General features: G+C 64.7%; 14 protein-coding genes. 8 read left to right on the forward strand and 6 right to left on the reverse strand.

The window, feature by feature from the left end; genetic code table 11:
* The first annotated feature begins 500 nt into the window (after positions 1-500).
* Positions 501-1,709: a phosphoserine phosphatase SerB gene (gene serB, locus DND132_RS09090; protein ID WP_014322432.1), complete on the forward strand. Its 1,209-nt coding sequence runs from the start codon at positions 501-503 to the stop codon at positions 1,707-1,709.
* An 87-nt stretch (positions 1,710-1,796) separates the two neighbouring features.
* Here serB and DND132_RS18485 read toward each other — a convergent pair whose 3' ends face one another.
* The gene (locus DND132_RS18485; RefSeq protein WP_014322433.1) at positions 1,797-1,955 is read right to left on the reverse strand and encodes a hypothetical protein; all 159 of its coding nucleotides are present in this window, start codon (positions 1,953-1,955) and stop codon (positions 1,797-1,799) included.
* Positions 1,956-1,967: 12 nt separating this feature from the next.
* Entirely contained in the window at positions 1,968-2,438 is a 471-nt protein-coding gene (locus DND132_RS09095) for a bactofilin family protein (RefSeq protein ID WP_014322434.1), read from the reverse strand.
* 262 nt (positions 2,439-2,700) lie between these two features.
* Here DND132_RS09095 and DND132_RS09100 point away from each other — a divergent pair, with 262 nt between their 5' ends.
* From DND132_RS09100 to DND132_RS09120, 5 genes are all read left to right on the forward strand, one after another.
* A complete protein-coding gene (locus tag DND132_RS09100) occupies positions 2,701-3,372 on the forward strand; it encodes a D-lyxose/D-mannose family sugar isomerase (protein ID WP_014322435.1) in 672 nt (223 codons plus the stop codon).
* Positions 3,373-3,710: 338 nt separating this feature from the next.
* Positions 3,711-4,757, forward strand: coding sequence for an ABC transporter substrate-binding protein (locus DND132_RS09105; RefSeq protein WP_014322436.1), 1,047 nt, complete (start codon positions 3,711-3,713; stop codon positions 4,755-4,757).
* Positions 4,747-5,781: a FecCD family ABC transporter permease gene (locus DND132_RS09110; protein ID WP_014322437.1), complete on the forward strand. Its 1,035-nt coding sequence runs from the start codon at positions 4,747-4,749 to the stop codon at positions 5,779-5,781. The genes DND132_RS09105 and DND132_RS09110 overlap by 11 nt, the downstream gene beginning before the upstream one ends.
* Complete coding sequence (locus DND132_RS09115; RefSeq protein ID WP_014322438.1) at positions 5,772-6,557, forward strand: ABC transporter ATP-binding protein; 786 nt, start codon at positions 5,772-5,774, stop codon at positions 6,555-6,557. Before DND132_RS09110 ends, DND132_RS09115 begins: the two co-directional genes overlap by 10 nt.
* Entirely contained in the window at positions 6,554-7,276 is a 723-nt protein-coding gene (locus DND132_RS09120) for a substrate-binding domain-containing protein (protein WP_014322439.1), read from the forward strand. The genes DND132_RS09115 and DND132_RS09120 overlap by 4 nt, the downstream gene beginning before the upstream one ends.
* A 1,328-nt stretch (positions 7,277-8,604) precedes the next feature.
* Here the strand turns inward: DND132_RS09120 and DND132_RS09125 are convergent.
* Together DND132_RS09125 and DND132_RS09130 are read right to left on the reverse strand one after the other, a co-directional pair.
* Positions 8,605-9,726: a lytic transglycosylase domain-containing protein gene (locus tag DND132_RS09125; RefSeq protein ID WP_014322440.1), complete on the reverse strand. Its 1,122-nt coding sequence runs from the start codon at positions 9,724-9,726 to the stop codon at positions 8,605-8,607.
* A 46-nt stretch (positions 9,727-9,772) separates the two neighbouring features.
* Positions 9,773-10,963, reverse strand: a complete 1,191-nt coding sequence (locus DND132_RS09130; protein ID WP_014322441.1) for a PhoH family protein — start codon at positions 10,961-10,963, stop codon at positions 9,773-9,775.
* 557 nt (positions 10,964-11,520) lie between these two features.
* On the opposite strand from DND132_RS09130, the gene DND132_RS09135 reads away from it, so the two are divergent.
* Both DND132_RS09135 and dgt read left to right on the forward strand, forming a co-directional pair.
* Positions 11,521-11,745 (forward strand): flagellar biosynthesis anti-sigma factor FlgM, encoded by a 225-nt coding sequence (locus DND132_RS09135; RefSeq protein WP_014322442.1) that lies wholly within the window; start codon positions 11,521-11,523, stop codon positions 11,743-11,745.
* 206 nt (positions 11,746-11,951) lie between these two features.
* Positions 11,952-13,301, forward strand: coding sequence for a dGTP triphosphohydrolase (gene dgt, locus DND132_RS09140; RefSeq protein WP_014322443.1), 1,350 nt, complete (start codon positions 11,952-11,954; stop codon positions 13,299-13,301).
* 106 nt (positions 13,302-13,407) lie between these two features.
* Here the strand turns inward: dgt and DND132_RS09145 are convergent, their stop codons facing one another.
* Both DND132_RS09145 and htpG read right to left on the reverse strand, forming a co-directional pair.
* The gene (locus DND132_RS09145; protein WP_014322444.1) at positions 13,408-13,770 is read right to left on the reverse strand and encodes a hypothetical protein; all 363 of its coding nucleotides are present in this window, start codon (positions 13,768-13,770) and stop codon (positions 13,408-13,410) included.
* Between the two features lie 160 nt (positions 13,771-13,930).
* Complete coding sequence (htpG, locus tag DND132_RS09150) at positions 13,931-15,817, reverse strand: molecular chaperone HtpG (RefSeq protein WP_014322445.1); 1,887 nt, start codon at positions 15,815-15,817, stop codon at positions 13,931-13,933.
* Positions 15,818-15,840: the final 23 nt, after the last annotated feature.

The raw sequence follows: 15,840 nt of genomic DNA on the forward strand, positions 1-15,840 counted from the left end.
CGCCCACTTGTGTGACGATGCCCCGGCGAACGAATGCCTCCGGCGGCCCCTCGCCGGGCGGGCGCCTCCGGCGGCCAGAGAACCCTTTGAAAAGGGTTCTCTGGCCTCTCCCAAACTTTTTGGTGCCGCTTCGCGGGCTGCGAACACGATAATCCCGGTCTCCCCTCCCTTCTTCTTCCACAAATGGAGCGACTCGGGTGCGTAGCACCCGACAGCGGCTCTCTCCCCCGCGCTCGCACAAGGCTTTCGAGAGTGGTGTAGCTGTGCATTTTCTTCCGGTCGGGCCAACCGCAGCGTGCCTCAGCTCTTAGGCCGAGCTTGCTCGGTCTTAGAGATGACGACAGCAGCGATAGCCGTCTACGTGAGGATTGGCCCGGCCGGAAAAAATGTGCAGATGCGCCGCTATCGGAAGCCGCCCCCCGCCCCCCCATCCCCCCACAGTTTACTGTTCGGGCAATATATGAGAAGGTCCGCCCAAGTTTTACCTGGGAGCCCAATTCATGGAAAAGATCATTTTAGTGCACGTTACAGGCGGCGACCGGCCCGGATTGACGGCCGAACTGTCCGGCGTGCTGGCGGGATACGACGTGGACGTGCTCGACATCGGGCAGGTGGTCATCCACAACTTCCTGACGCTCGGCATCCTCATCCGGCTGCCCGCCAACTCCCAGCCGGTGCTCAAGGACCTGCTCTTCAAGGCCCACGAGCTCGGTGTGACCATGCGCCTGCACCCCCTGGACGAGGAGAAATACACGTCCTGGGTGGGCGAGGCGCACCGGCCGCGCTACATCATCACCCTGCTGGCCCGCTCGGTCTCGGCCGCGCAGATCGCGGCCATCACCAAGGTGGTCTCCGATGCCGGACTGAACATCGACACCATCTACCGGTTGTCCGGCCGGGTGCCGCTCGACTGCAACGACTACGAGTGCGCGCGCGGCTGCGTGGAGTTCACCGTGCGCGGCACGCCCCGGGACGTGGCCGAGCTGCGCGCCCAGTTCCTGGACATCTCCTCGCGCATGATGGTGGACATCGGCTTCCAGGAGGACAACATCTTCCGCCGCAACCGCCGTCTGGTGGCCTTTGACATGGACTCCACCCTGATCCAGGCCGAGGTCATCGACGAGCTGGCCAAGGAGGCGGGCGTGGGCGACCAGGTGGCCGCCATCACCGAGTCCGCCATGCGCGGCGAGCTCGACTTCAAGCAGTCCCTGCGCAAACGGTTGTCCCTGCTCGAGGGTCTGGACGAGTCCGTGCTGAAGCGGGTGGCCGAGCGGCTGCCCATGTCCGAGGGCGCGGAGAAGCTCATCTCCAACCTCAAGAACGTGGGCTACAAGATCGCCATCCTGTCCGGCGGGTTCACCTATTTCGGCGACATCCTGCGCAAACGCTACGGCATCGACTACGTCTACGCCAACCAGCTGGAGATCAAAGACGGCAAGCTCACCGGCAAGGCCGTGGGCGACATCGTGGACGCCCAGAAAAAGGCCGAGCTGCTCCAGTCCATCGCGGACCAGGAGGGCATTTCCCTGCAACAGGTCATCGCCGTGGGCGACGGGGCCAACGACCTGCCCATGCTCAACCTGGCGGGCCTGGGCATCGCCTTCCACGCCAAGCCCAAAGTCAAGCAGGGTGCGCGCCAGGCCATCTCCACCCTGGGCCTGGACGCCATCCTCTTCCTGCTCGGCATGCGCTCCCGCGACGTGGTCTAGGCGGCCGCGATTACAGGGCGTAAAAGATCAGCCCGCCGGCGCAGCAGCGTCGGCGGGCTGATCTTTTCGGGCAACCGGCGGGGCCGGTTACTTCTTCTCGTCTTCGGGCTTGGTCTCGCGGATGTAGGCCAGGCCGTCGGTCAGGGAGCGCACGTGGCGCTGGCGGAGCAGTTCCGCCTCGCGGGCGTCTTCGGTCCGGGCCGCGACGTATTCCCTGCCATTGTCTTCGATAACCAGTTCAAACATGGTAAACCTCCGTTATGCCCCGCTGTCGTCGGAGCCGGTCTTGGCGACCTCAAGTTCCCTGGCGGCGGGCTTGGCCGCGACGCCGCCGAAATTCGCGGACACGACCTTGGGCTTGACGTCGCTCGCCGCCGCCCTGGTCATGCTGATGGTCCCTTCGACCACGGCGCCCTTTTCCACAACTAGGACCGGTGTGTCAAGGCTGCCCTTGAGCACGCTGGTCTTTTCGAACACGGCCTTTTCCTTGGCGTGCACCTCGCCGATGATCTCGCCGCAGGAGTTGAGCTGGCCCACGCGCACCACGCCCTCGACCAAGGCCTTGCGCCCGAGGATGAGCACGCCTTCGGTGGAGATTTCGCCCTCGAACCGGCCGTCGATGCGCACCGTGCCGACGAATTCGAGCTTGCCCCTGTATTCGGTGCCCACGCCCAGAAAGGCGTTCAATTCGGAGTTTTCCTTGGTGTTCTTGCTGGAAAAGAGACCCATATCGTCTTCCTCGTTCATTTCCCGGACGGCCGAGGCCGTCCCGTGTTGCGGTCCTGACAGCAGAGCAGGAGTTTCCTATATACCCGGCGGGTGCCGAAAGCCACTTTTTTTTCCCAAGGGGAACCGTCCGGAAGGGCTGGACTATTCCGGCATCCGGCCCGCATGGCGGAGCCCTGCGCCGAAGCCGCCGGTCCCGCAAGGACGCGTCGTCCAGCGCCGCTCCCCCCTTGACGCGCCCCACCGGCTCACCTAGATAGGGGGCATGAAACGCAGCGAGATCAACGCCCTCATCCAGGACGCCAAGGACTTCTTCGCCTCCTTCCGGTTCGCCCTGCCGCCGTGGGCCTTCTGGGCCCCGGAGCAGTGGAAGGGCAAGGGCGACTCCGAGGTGGTCCGCAACCAGCTCGGCTGGGACCTGACCGACTACGGGGCCGGCGACTTCGACCGCCGGGGCCTGATCCTGTTCACCATCCGCAACGGTAACCTGGCCGCCCGCCACCCCAAAAAGTACGCGGAAAAGATCATGATCGTCCGCGAAAACCAGATCTGCCCCATGCACTTCCACTGGTCCAAGACCGAGGACATCATCAACCGGGGCGGCGGCAACCTGGTCATCGAACTGTACGGCTCCACGCCCGCCGAGGAGCTGGGCAACGAACCCCTGGCCGTGTCCGTGGACGGGTTCACGCGCATCGTCCAGCCCGGCGGCAAAATCGTCCTCACCCCCGGCGAGTCCATCTTCCTGGAACAGGGCATGTACCACCGCTTCTACGGTGAGCCCGGCAAGGGCAAGGTCCTGGTGGGCGAGGTCTCGTCCGTCAACGACGACAACACCGACAACCGCTTCCACGAACCCCAGGCCCGGTTCCCCGAAATCGACGAGGACGAAGCTCCCCTGCACCTGCTCTGCACCGACTACCCGAAGTACGTGTAGGAAGCCCGGCCGCTCGGGCTTCCGGACAGCATCGGGAGCCGAAGGCCGCTTCGTGATGATTTTCGGCTGATTTGACGACCGCTTGCATCCCCTCTTCGCGCCCGCGGCACGGGCCGTTTACGGCCGCCCGATAACGTCTTGCCTTCCCCTCGATGCATTTTCCTGTTTTGAACAATCACGCGAATACAACTTTGCGTGACTGTTCACCTTTTTCTTTGCGAATATATTGCGGACGGGTATGGTGTGTTTTTGGCCCCCAAGGGCCGGAACCGTTGCGCCCCCTGCGGGCGCAGGCCGGCCGTCCGGGCTGCACCCCATCTCAAGGAGAGGTTTGTTTCATGAAAAAAATCCTGCAAGCGCCCCTGCTCGCCTGTCTTTTCGTGCTGTTGCTGTTCTCTTCGGCCCTGGCCGAACGCACGGTCACCGACCAGCTCGGCCGGACCGTGACCATCCCCGACGAAGTCTCCCGCGTGGTCGTCCTCCAGCACCAGTCCCTGGACGTCATGATCCAGCTCGGGGCCCAGGACAAGGTCGTGGGCGTGCTCGAAAAGTGGGACAAGTACCTGCCCGGCGCGGCCAAGACCATGCCGAACATCGGCTCCATGCCCACCCCCGGCGGGCTGGACACCGTGAACATGGAGGCCCTGCTGGCCCTGAATCCCGACCTGGTCATCGTCACCCACTACGCGCCCAAGGAGATGATCCAGCAGATCAGCGACGCCAAGATCCCGGTGGTGGCCGTCTCCCTGTTCGACGCGGCCAGCGAGGAGGCCGCCAAGCTCAACCCCGAGCTGGCGGACGCCCAGGCGGCCTACAACAAGGGCTTGCGGGACGCCGTCCTGCTCCTCGGCGAGGTCTGCAACAAGCAGGCGCGCGCCGAGCGGCTCATGCAGGTGGTCGACGCCAACCAGGCCGTCCTCAAGTCCCACCTGGGGACCATCCCCGAGGACCAGCGGATCAAGTGCTACATGGCCCGCAACAACCTGCACACCTACGGCGCGGGCAAGTACACCAGCGTCATCATGGAGCGCGCGGGCGGCGTCAACGTGGTCGCCAAGGAAGTCACCGGCTTCAAGGAAGTGACCATGGAGGACGTCCTGCGCTGGAACCCCGAGGTGGTCTTCATCCAGTGGCGGCACCGCTCCGCCGCCGACGAGCTGCGCAACGACCCGTCCTGGCAGCAGGTCTCGGCCATCAAGAACGGGCGGCTCTACATCACCCCCGAATACGTCAAGCCGTGGGGGCACGCCCTGCCCGAGTCCATGGCCCTGGGCGAGCTGTGGATGGCCAAGGCCCTCTACCCGGACAAGTTCAAGGACGTGGACCTGGACGCCATGGTCCAGTCCTATTACAAGGAATTCTACGGGATTCCCTTTGCCGAATAAGCCTTATCCAGCGCGGCCGCGCCCGTCCCTCAGCGCCCTGGCGCTGTGGGGCGGCGTGGCCGCCGTCTTCTGCATCGGGCTGGCCTGGGGCCGCTACCCCGTGCACCTGCGGGAGCTCCTGCGCATCCTGGCCCACGCGGCCGGGCTGCCCGTGGAGCCCGACTGGCCGGGGGTGCTGGAGACCGTGGTCATGCAGGTGCGTCTGCCGCGCGTGCTGGCCGCCATGCTCATCGGCGGCGGCCTGTCCGTATCCGGCGCGGCCTTCCAAGGGCTGTTCCGCAACCCGCTTGTTTCCCCGTATATCCTCGGCGTGGCCTCCGGGGCCGGTTTCGGCGCGGCGCTCGGCATCCTGCTGTGGAACTCCCCCTGGCTCATCCAGGGGTCGGCCTTCTTCTTCGGCATGCTCGCCGTGACCGCGGCCTGGGCCATGAGCCGCCTGTACCGCTCGGCCGGGCCCATGATCATCATCCTGGCCGGCGTGGTGGTCGGCGCGTTCTTCCAGTCCCTGCTCTCCCTGGTCAAGTACACGGCCGACCCGGACGACAAGCTCCCGGTCATCGTCTACTGGCTCATGGGCTCCCTGTCCTCCATGACCATGGAGCGGCTGCTGACCGTGGTCCTGCCCATGGGCGTGTGCGTGCTCGGCCTGCTCCTGGTCCGCTGGCAGCTCAACGTCCTGTCCCTGGGCGACGAGGAGGCCAGGACCCTGGGCGTGGAGGCGGGCCGCCTGCGGCTGGGCGTGATCGTGGCCGTGACCACCATCACGGCCAGCGCGGTCTCGGTCAGCGGCATCATCGGCTGGGTGGGACTGGTGGTTCCCCACCTGGCGCGCATGCTGGTCGGCCCGGACTACCGTCGCCTGATCCCGGCCAGCCTGGCCCTGGGGGCGTGCTACCTGGTGCTCATCGACGGCCTGGCCCGGAACCTGACGGCCATGGAGATTCCCCTGGGCATCCTGACCGCGTCCGTGGGCGCGCCGTTTTTCGCCATTCTCCTCGGCAGGGGACGGACCGGATGGGCCTGATCCTGCACGCCGACGCCCTGGGCTTCGCCTATCCCGGCCGCAAGCCGGTCTGGTCCGACGTGACCCTGACCGCCCGGCCCGGCGAGGTCCTGTCCATCCTCGGGCCCAACGGCACGGGCAAGTCCACCCTGCTGCACTGCCTGGCCGGGTTGCTCACGCCCCGCTCCGGGCGGGTCCTGGCGGGCGACGTCGACCTGGCCACCCTGGGGCGCCGCCGCACGGCGAGGGCCATCGCCCTGGTGCCCCAGACCCACGCGCCGGTCTTCGCCTTCCGCGCCCTGGACGTGGTGGTCATGGGCCGCACGCCCCACCTGGGCCCCTTTGCCTCGCCGTCCCAAAAGGACCTCGACGCGGCCCTCGCGGCCATGGAGACCATGGGCATCGCCTATCTGGCGGACATGGACTACAGCGAGACCAGCGGCGGCGAGCGCCAACTTATCCTCTTCGCCCGCTCCCTGGCCCAGGGCGCGGACATCCTGCTCCTGGACGAGCCCACCTCGCACCTGGACTTCGGCAACCAGGCCCGGACCCTGGCCCTGATCCGCTCCCTGGCGGACCGGGGGCTGACCGTGGTCATGACCACGCACTTCCCGGACCACGCCTTCGAAATCTCCGACCAGACCGCCCTGCTTGCCCGAGGGCGGCTCCAGGCCGTGGGCGACACCGGGGACGTCCTGTCCCCCGAGGCCCTGTCCGCCCTCTACGGCCTGGGCGTGGACATCCACCGCCTGGACAACGGCAAGACCATCTGCACCGTGCGGGGGGTGACGCCATGACCCTGACCGTCCTGGCCGCAGGGAGCCTGCGCAAGGCCCTGCCCGCCATGGCCGAGGCCGCCGGGCTCGCCCTGGACGTCCGCTTCGGCCCGGCCGGGCTGCTGCGCAACAGCATCGAGGACGGCCTGCGCCCGGACCTGTTCCTGTCCGCGAGCATGAGCCACGTCCGGGCCGTGGCCCGGCTGGCCGACTACGGCGAGGCCGCGCCCTTCCTGGAGAATCTGGTCTGCCTATTCGGCCGCCGGGAGTTGCTGGCCGAGGGCGACGCCCTGCGCGCCATGCTCGACCCGGACGGCCGCCTGGGCATGTCCACCCCCGGCGCGGACCCCGGCGGGGACTACGCGCTGACCGTCTTCGACCGGGCAGAACGGGTCCGGCCGGGCAGCCGGGCCATGCTCCGCGACCGCGCCCGCTCCGTGGTCGGCGGCGGCCTGCCGCCCGCGACCGCACCCACGGGGTCGCCCGTGATCGAACTGTTCCGGGCGGGCAAGGTCGATCTCTTCCTGGGTTACCGGACAACGGCCCTGGACGCCCTGGCCAGGTATCCGGGGTTGGCGATCGTGGACCTGCCCCCCGAACTGGCCGTGCGGCCGGTCTACGGCGCGGTCGCCCGGAACACCGAGGAGGCCCGCGCCGCCCTGGCCGGGCTGGGGTCTGCCCAGGCTCTCGCGGCGGCAGGGGAATGCGGTTTCACCGCCCCCCGCAAGAACGGTCGCTGACGGGAATCGCCCGGCGGCGGGCCTGGGAAGGAAAGACTCCTTGGATTTGTCCGCGCATCCGCGACCAGACTTTGGGTGGTTCTCCCTACATTGTATTTCGCCTTTACGGCGACTTCCTTTTTTGCCGGCGCAGAAAAAAGGAAGCAAAAACTGCGCTTCGGTGCTGCCGCCCGGAAGCGGACCCAAGAGCCCGTAGGCGGCTCCCGCTGGTTTGATGGAAAGTCTGCTGCGCAGACGCAATAAAACCTGCGCTCCGCCGCCGAACACGGACTCTAGGGTCCGCTTCCGACTACCGCTCTTCGGGTGCGAGGTGTGGGCCAACGCCGCTGGCCGGGTACGAAGAGGACGGGGCCGAAAATGGTGGCCGCGCTTGCGCGATGCGGCGTTGGGTGAATCGCCCTGCGGGCGCGCGAGAGAATGGCCGCGCATCCGCGTCGGGGCTTTGGATTGTTTTCGTTACATTGTATTTCGCCTTTACGGCGACTTCCTTTTTTTGCTGGCGCAGAAAAAAGGAAGCAAAAACTGCGCTGCGGTGCTGCCGCGCGGCGACGGACCCAAGAGCCCGTAGGTGGCTTTCGCTGGTTGTGAACGAATGTCTGCCGCGCAGACGCGCTCAAACCCGCGCTCTAGGGTCCGCCGCCGATTACCGCTCTTCGGGTGGAAGGAGTGGGCCGGTGCGGATGGCCGGGTACGAAGAGGCGGGACGCTGTTGGATTGAGCCGCGCTTTCGCGACCGATTGCAAAGAAAATTCTGACGAAGATTGAAGAGCCCCCGCATTCCCTCCCCCTTTCATGGCTCTTCCAACGCAAACTCCCGCCCTCGGCCCTTACCCCCGATTCAACGGCGACCACCCCGCGTCCCCTGGAGCGCTTCGGGTGCCCCGCACCCGACAGCGGCTCTCTTTCCCGCACCCCAGCACGCCCCTCCGCGTCCCCCCGCACCTCTTCCTCGCACCGTCACAGCCCTGGAGGGGGCGCGTAGAAGCCGACCGCGAAGGGGTGGCGGCTCCTGTTCCACCGAAGTTCGGTCTCACCCAAAAGGGGCCATCCCGCTCCGGGAGACGCACTATACTTTTGCTCAGATGGAGCCGCCCCGAGCGGATCGGATTCTTGCGACCCCTCCCCGGGCGGCCGCTCCCCCCGCAAGGCCTTTTTTTTCGTCTATTTTTTTGGGCCAGCAAAAAAATGGACCCCGCCGGGAGGGCATGGAGCAATGTGTGGGGCGCAGCTCCACACGGCGGCTCTCGCGCCGAGGGCGCGTTCTTTGGAGCGGGCGGGCTCCGCCCGCAAAGCGGCTCTCTCAGAAAGGAATGGGCCAGGGCCTCCGGCTACTGGACCAGAAGCTTCTGCCCGGGGTGGATGGTCGCGCGCCTGCTCAGCTTGTTCAGCTTGCACAGCTGATACAGACTCATGTCGTGCTGCCGGGCGATCTCCGTCAAGGAATCCCCCTGCTTGACCACATAGGTCTCGGGCTTGAGCGTCTCCCGGTACTTGGCCATGAGCGGATGATACCGCTCGGCAAACTCCCCGGACGAGCCCTCGGGCAAAAACAGGGTGTGCTGGCCGGGCGGGATGATCTCGCCCAGAAACTGGGGGTTCAGATCGCGGATTGTCTTGTAATAGGTGCCCGCGGCCTTGGCCACCAGGGTCAGGGGCGTGGGGTACTTGGCGCGCAGCTTGACCCGGTCGAAACGGCCGGGCTTGTAGTAGTCATCGGGGTGCAGGTCAAAGCCGTAGCGCGCCGGGTCGGTCAGGATGAGCTTGGCCGCGATGGCCCGGAGCACGTAGCGCTGGGTCTCCTCGGGCAGGTGCAGGTGGTAGTAGTCCTTGACCTCCTGCATCTCGATCTGCTTCTCCAACCCCTGCTCGCCCATGTTGTAGCCCGCGCAGGCCAGGGTCCAGGAGCCGAACCGGTCGTGCAGGTCCTTGAGATAGGACACGGCCGCCCTGGTGGCGAAGTAGAAGTTGCGCCGCTCGTCGATGAAGCGGTCCACGGTCAGGTCGTAGTTGCCCGCCGTGGAGGCGATGAACTGCCAGATGCCGCGCGCGCCCTGGCTGGAACCAGCCTTGGGCTTGAGCGCGGATTCGATGACCGCAATGTACTTGAGGTCGTCGGGCATGCGCGCGCCCCGGAGCACGGTCTCGATGTGCGGGAAGTAGCGGCCCGTGCGCTTGAGCCAGAGGATGACCTGGGCGCGGTCCCAGAGCATGAGCAGGAGTTCCTTTTCCAACCGCTCGCGCACCTCGGGCAGGTGCAGGGGCACGAACTCGCCGCAGAAGTTGAGCGGCCCCTTGATGCGGATGGCCGACTCCAGGGACGGGAAGGCGGCGGTCTGCATGGGCGCGAGCATCTCGATGTCCCCGGCGCGTGACGGCGCGGGGACGAGCAGCGCGAAGCAGAAGAGGATCAGTCCCGCGACAAGCGGGAAAGCGGGCTGCCGCCTGGGCATGTATGCTCCCGTCGAGGCCGGGCGGGGGAGGTCCCCCGTCGGCCGATTACAGTTTAGATTTCAACACGATGTCCGTGATGGGGCCGCGCGAGCGGTCGCCCTTGAGGACCATGTGCGCATAGTTCTTGTACCCCTTGAGCTTGCGGACTGTCCAGTTCAGGCCGTTGTTGGACTCGTTGAGGTACGGGTTGTCCACCTGCCGGGTGTCGCCCAGGCAGATGCACTTGACCCCTTCGCCCATGCGGGTCAGCAGGGCGCGGGTCTCGCCGCGCGACAGGTTCTGCATCTCGTCCACGATGACCACCGCGTTCTCGATGTTCATGCCGCGTAGGAAGGCCACGGGCTGGACCTCGAACTTCTTGGGGTTGAACTTGAAGGAGTCGCTCTGGGGGTCGAGCCAGATGCGGTTGCACGGCCGGATGTCGTGCAGCTTGATGAGCAGGTCCTGGATGTACTTGATGTATGGCAGCATCTTCTCCTCGATGTCGCCGGGCAGGTAGCCCATCTTGGCCCCGATCTCCACCACGGGCTTGACCAGGTAGATCTTGCGGTAGGGGTTGTCCTTGCGCTCGAGCATCAGGTACAGGGCCGCGGCCAGGGACAGGAAGGTCTTGCCGTAGCCCGCCTCGGACTGGATGGAGACCAGGTCGATGCCGTCGCAGAGCATCAGCTCCAGGGCCAGGTTCTGGTACACGCTGCGCGGCCGCACCCCCCATATCTCGTGGGTGTAGGCGATCTCCTTGGGGCCCTCCGGCCCGTAAAAGATGGGCATGCCGTTTTCCCACCGGAAACAGTTGCGCACGGGCTCCTCGCCCTCCTCCACGAACCCGGTGTAGCGCTGGGACTCGGACCGGAACGGGTCGGAATCGCGGTATTCCTCGCTCGGAATGCCGTAGCACTTGGCCTTGATCTGAAGGATGCGGTCGTTGGTGATCAGCGTCGCCTCTTCCGGCCCCACGTGGAGGATTTCCTTGAGAATCCGGTCGTCCATGATCGTGTCCGTGAGGGTCATGGCGAAGTCAGGGGGAAAGATGTTGACGGCGTCGTCTTCGAGGATGGCCCGCACCGCCTGGGAGACGATGTGGCCGATGCGCGGGTCTTTTTTCAGGCCGTCCAGCTCATCGAGGACGGTGTAGGGAATGTATATCTGGTTTTCCACCCCGTTGCGCAGGGCGATGATGCATTTGGGGTTTTCAATGAGGACGTTGGTGTCGAGGACAAAGTGCTTCTGGGCCATAATCCCCCGTCCGGCGGTTTGAGTTGATTCCTGTGCATCTCACGACGTGGCTCCCGTGGCCGGGAATCAGCGAATCAATTTCATTGTGCGCCTCCGCTACAGGTTCATGACCATTAGGCAAACCATGACCAGTTTTCACGAGAAAGTCTAGATACAACATGCCCGACCCGCCGGGTTCCGGTCATGGCGAACGGGTGACGATCCGGTGGCGCGGCCCCCGGTCGCGGCCCATGCGAAACCGGGCGGGAACCCTTGCGGCGCGGGGCTTTGCGGCCGGCAACGCGGTCGGCGCCGAACCTATATCCATTCAGTATTACAGGATAATATTATTCCAGGAAATCCGACCATCAACCCTAAGCATTCGTGTTCCGCGTCCGATAAGAGTAGCAACCAAGCGCCCCGGACCCGGTCCGGGAGTCGGGAAACGCATCCGCACGGTTGCGGTGGAACAAGGTCGCAGGGACGCGATCAGGGCTGTCGCAGCGGATGAGGGGAGACCTTGGGGAGGGTGCGACGCGCGCCCTTCCCATTGACTTCAATAACCCAGGGAGGGGTTAATGAAGGGGCATGAAGACAGTCGCGGACAGGCCGCATCCCACCTCGAGACCGAGCGCGTGTTCGACGGCTTCGACGAGGTGGAGACCGGCCGCCACAGGGACACCGCCGAGGAGCGGGCGCGCAAGATCGCCCGGCTCAAGGAGGCCGTCAACTCCGGCCGGTACGAGCCCGACGTCATGGACATCGCCCGGCTGCTGACCTCGGCCATGGACCCGACGCTCTAGGCCACGACACCCCGGCACGCAGGGCCGGAGCGGGGAACGTCCCGCTCCGGCCCTGTTGCGTCTGGGGGGCGCATTGTTTTTGGAAGAGGGATCAGGTGCGGCGTGGCTCGTTAATTTTCCGCCATGACTCCGCGAGGTTGACCCGGCCATGAATATCTGGTGAGTTGCGGAAGACCACGAAAAACCGCCCCACCGGAGGAACGCCCATGGGCTCCGCACCCCGCATGGATTGGAACAGGCTGCTCGACGCCACGCGTCCGAAAATCGACAAACCGGACAAAAAAAACAAACCGAGCAAGGACGTCCGCAGCCCATTCCAGAGAGATATCGACCGCATCACCTTCAGCGATGCCTTTCGCCGTTTGTCCCGCAAGACGCAGGTCCACCCACTCAATGAAAATGATCACATCCATTCCCGACTGACCCACAGCCTGGAAGTGGCTTCCGTGGGCCGGAGCCTGGGGGTGCACATCGGCAACTTCCTCCAGGATATCGGCGAACTCCCAGAGGGAATGCAGCCGGAACGTGTCGGCGAGATCGTCCAGGCGGCCTGCATGGCCCACGATATCGGCAACCCGCCCTTCGGGCACAGCGGCGAATCCGCCATCAAGGACTGGTTTCAAGGCCACCCCGGTTCCCTCACACCGCTGCCGGTCAACTGCCGCTCGGACTTCACCAAATTCGACGGAAACGCCATGGCCATCCGCATCCTGCTCAATACGGGGTTCTATCGCGAGGGGTTCAACCCTACCAATGCGGTCATTGGAGCGTCTCTGAAATATCCCTGGCCCTCCTCCTACGATGTGGGCAAAGACAAATTCAGTTTTTTCCAGACGGAGGCAAAGCTCGTCCAGGCGGCAGCCAGAAAACTCGGCTTGATCGCTTTTGGCGACCGCTTCGCGCGCCACCCGCTTGCCTTTCTGGCCGAGGCCGCTGACGACATCTGCTACCGCACCATCGACATGGAAGATGCCACGGAATTGGGTATCGTTTCCGAAGACTTCATGCTCAAGCAGTTTGCGGCCGCTCTGGAATGGTCCCCCCGCAAAGCCGAATACAAAAAGTACGCCCGACGCCATTACAGACAGCGCAACAGCAGCATTCGGACCAAGCTCATCGGCTTGGCCACGGAGGAAGTCGTCGAGTTGTTCACCGCCAACCATGATGCGATCATGACGGGCGCGCTGGACCCGAAGGCGAGCCTGATGGAACTCTCCCAGGGCGTCTGCCAGACCATTCATTCCGTCTACAAGGAGCTTTCCGACGACCTCTTCTATTCCAGGCGGAAGGCCATCCTGGAAATCGGGGCGGGCAACGCCATCAGCGTGCTGTTGGACCAGATCATGGCCGAGGCAAGCCGCGTCTGCACCGACGAGGAATCCACCAACAAGGAAAAAATCATACGGCTGCTCGGCAGGGACAAAGTGGAAATCATCAAGAAAGACAAGACGTCCTGCCACTACAAGATCATCATGGCCATCGTGGACTACATCTCCGGCATGACCGACAATTACGCAACGGACCTGTGCCGCAAGTTTCTCGGCCTGGGGTACTAGGACGCCGCGCTGGACGAGAAAACGGCAGGCCCCGACGGCGCGCCGGGACCGACCGTTTCCCGAGAGGAGACCCTTTCCCGTGACGGATGCGGACAGGGAATCTCCATCAGCCCCCGAACCAGCCGGGAGAGATGACCTCAAGCGCCTTGGTGTAATGGACTCTCAGGTCCGCAAGCTTGGAACCGACGATCTTTTCCTGGCTGCCCAGGCTCGTTGGGCAGACGGCCTGCATGTCCGCGGCGAGGGCTTCGATTTCCCTGACCAGCGACTTGATGAGCCGGATTTCGTCGGCGAGGTCCTCGCTCTTGTCCGAGGCGAGCACGTCGTACAGCCGCGCCTTCCATGCGTTCACTTCCATTTCAAGGCCCTTGCAATAGTGGGCGACCGCCTCGGCCTTTCCGGCCTCGGTGGGACACCCGTCTATTCCCATGCAACTCGGGCAGGGTCCGGGGTAATCCATGTTGGGCATGTCGTTTCTCCATAGGTAAGGGTTTAACTATTACCGGAATTATAGCATGCCGGGATCGACAGGGATGTTATAATCTCGCTCCCGACTTCCCTGCGCGCAAAAAAAAACGGACTCGGGGTCGCCCGAATCCGTTTTTGCTTTTTCGTATGGTTCGCCGGAGCTACTTGGTGGCCACGTACCAGCCGCTCGACTTGGTCAGCAGGTCCTGGACCCGGCCCACCAGGGCGTGGGGGTCGGTCAGGTAGCCCTCAAGCAGCAGGGCCGACTCGTAGAGCTGGTTGGCGGCCTGGTCGATGAACGGGTCGTTCTCGTCCTTCTCCAAGATGGTCAGCATGTTGCGGATGAGCGGGTGGTCCGGGTTGATCTCCAGGACCTTCTGGGGGATGGACGTGTCCTTGCTCATGACGCGCATGATCTTGTCCATGGACGAGGTCACGTTGCCGTCCGGGTTGGCCAGGCAGACCGGGGACTCGGACAGCCGCGTGGAGGCCTTGACCTCGGTCACGGCGTCGCCGAGCACGTCCTTCATGCGCTTGAGCAGGGTGTCCAGCTCGGTCTTCTGCTCGTCGGACAGGGCCTCGGGCCGCTCGGCCTTTTCCACGTCCTCGAACTTGTCCAGCTTGGCCATGTCCGCGTGCTCGGCCGAGACCAGGGTGCAGCCGTCGAACTCGCGCATGGCGTCCATGACGAACTCGTCGATGGGCTCATAGAGGTACAGGACCTCGACGTGCTTGCGCCGGAAGACCTCCAGGTGCGGGGAGAGGCTGAGCGCCTGGCGGCTCGGGCCGTAGGCGTAGTAGATCTCCTTCTGCCCCTCCTTGGCCCGCGTGATGTAGTCCGCGAACGAGGTCAGCGCCTTGTCGTCGTCCAGGGCCGAGGAGTTGAAGCGCACCAGCCCGGCGAACTTGTCCTTGTTCAGGAAGTCCATGTAGCCCGCCTTGAACAGCTCGCCGTGGGCGCGCCAGAACTCGGCGTAGCGGTCCGCGTCGTCCTTGGCCATCTTGGTCAGGTGGTCGAGCACCTGCTTGACCAGGGTGGAGCTGATCTTGCGCATGAGCAGGTTGTCCTGCAGGGTCTCGCGCGAGATGTTCAGGGGCAGGTCCTCGGTGTCGACCACGCCCTTGACGAAGCCCAGGTACTCGGGGAGCAGGTCCTTGTTCTGCTTCTCGATGAGCACCCGGCGCACGTACAGGTCCAGGCCCCGGTTCTCGCGGCCCAGGCCGAACGGATCGTCGCCGTGCTTGGGGATGAACATGAGCGCGTTGAACTGGACCGGCGCGTCCACCGAGGTGTGCAGGGTGTCGAAGGGCTCGTCCGGGTCGAAGGTCAGGAACTGGTAGAACTCGGCGTACTGCTCGGGCTTGATCTGGAACTTGGGCTCGCGCCACAGGGCCTGGATGGTGTTGACCCGCTCGTCGCCCACGAAGATGGGGAAATTGATGAAGTTGGAGTGCTTCTTGACCACCTGCTTGATGTGCGCCAGGTTGGTGAACTGGGAGGCCACGTCCTCCTTCAGGTGGACCGTGATCTCGGTGCCGTGCGGACGGTCCTCGTCCAGCTCCTGCAACTTGTAGTCGGTGCGGCCGTCCGAGGTCCAGGTGATGGCCTTGGCGGCGGCGTCCATGGACTTGGTGGTCACATCCACCTCGTCGGCGACCATGTACACGGAATAGAAGCCCACGCCGAACCGACCGATGAGCGAATCCAGCGACTCCTTGCCCTCCTCGGCAAGCCGGGCCAGCTCGGCCGTGCCCGAGTGGGCGATGGTGCCGATGTTGCGCATGAGCTCGTCGCGGGTCATGCCGATGCCGGTGTCGGTCACGGTCAGGGTCTTGGCCTCGGCGTCCGCCGTGATGCGGATCTCCGGGGCCAGCTCGTCGGCCGCGCCCTCGGCCTGGGTCTTGAACCGGGCCTTTTCCAGGGCGTCGGACGCGTTGGAGATCAGCTCGCGAAGGAATATCTCCTTGTTGGTGTACAGCGAATGTACCAGGATATCGAGAAGTTGGCTGACTTCCGCCTTGAATTTATGGGTGGTTTTCTTGCCCATGAAAAATACCTCCGTAGGAATGA

Source organism: Pseudodesulfovibrio mercurii (assembly GCF_000189295.2).
GTDB lineage: Bacteria > Desulfobacterota > Desulfovibrionia > Desulfovibrionales > Desulfovibrionaceae > Pseudodesulfovibrio > Pseudodesulfovibrio mercurii.